The 1,279-nt window shown below is 61.8% G+C and carries 1 protein-coding gene; it reads left to right on the forward strand.

Annotation, left to right across the window (positions count from 1 at the left end; all coding sequences use genetic code 11):
• Positions 1 to 1,278: phosphopyruvate hydratase (gene eno / locus RUESEDTHA_RS20755; RefSeq protein WP_180888495.1), on the forward strand; the 1,278-nt coding region annotated here is incomplete at its 5' end.
• Position 1,279 lies beyond the last annotated feature (1 nt).

Below are 1,279 nucleotides of genomic sequence, written 5' to 3' on the forward strand. Positions count from 1 at the left end.
ATGAGCACAATCATCGACATCCACGCCCGGGAAATTCTTGACAGTCGGGGCAACCCGACGGTTGAGGTGGACGTGATTTTGGAAGACGGCACGATGGGCCGGGCGGCGGTGCCGTCCGGGGCCTCGACCGGCGCCTATGAGGCGGTGGAAAAGCGCGATGGTGACAAGTCGCGCTATATGGGCAAGGGCGTGCTGGAAGCCGTTGCTGCGGTGAACGGTGAGATCGCGGAAGAACTGGTTGGCTTTGACGCGACTGAACAGGTCGCCATCGACCAAGCGATGATCGAACTCGACGGAACCGAGAACAAAGGCCGTCTGGGCGCGAACGCCATTCTGGGTGTCTCGCTGGCCACGGCCAAGGCCGCCGCGGATTTCACCACGCAGCCTCTGTATCGCTATGTCGGCGGCACGTCGGCGCGCGTTCTGCCCGTGCCGATGATGAACATCATCAATGGTGGTGAGCACGCGGACAACCCGATCGACATTCAGGAATTCATGATCATGCCGACCTCGGCCGCGAATATCCGCGAAGCGGTGCGCATGGGGTCCGAGGTGTTCCACACGCTGAAACGCGAACTGTCGGCGGCAGGTCTGGCCACCGGCGTCGGCGATGAGGGCGGCTTTGCACCTAACATCGCATCCACACGCGAAGCGCTGGATTTCATCCTGCAATCCATTGAAAAGGCAGGCTACAAGCCGGGCGAGGAAATCCACCTTGCCCTGGATTGCGCCGCCACCGAGTACTACAGGGACGGCAAATACGTTCTGTCGGGCGAGAATATCTCGCTGACCTCCGAGGAAAACGCGGAGTATCTGGCGGCGCTGGTCAAAGACTATCCGATCATCTCGATCGAGGATGGCATGTCCGAGGATGACTGGGACGGGTGGAAGGCCCTGACCGACGCTATCGGCGACAAGGTCCAGCTTGTGGGCGACGACCTGTTTGTGACCAACCCCGCGCGTCTGGCCGAAGGGATCGAGCGCGGCTGCGCGAACTCGATGCTGGTCAAGGTGAACCAGATCGGATCGCTGACCGAAACCCTGCGCGCTGTCGATATGGCCCACCGCGCGCGCTATACCAACGTGATGTCGCACCGCTCGGGCGAGACCGAGGACGCCACCATTGCCGATCTGGCCGTGGCGACCAATTGCGGTCAGATCAAGACCGGCTCGCTGGCGCGGTCGGACCGGTTGGCCAAGTACAACCAACTGATCCGCATCGAGGAATCACTGGGCGAAGTCGCCGAATACGCGGGGGCTTCGATCCTGAAGCGGTGAA

This window comes from Ruegeria sp. THAF57, from assembly GCF_903914075.1.
Lineage (GTDB): Bacteria > Pseudomonadota > Alphaproteobacteria > Rhodobacterales > Rhodobacteraceae > Ruegeria.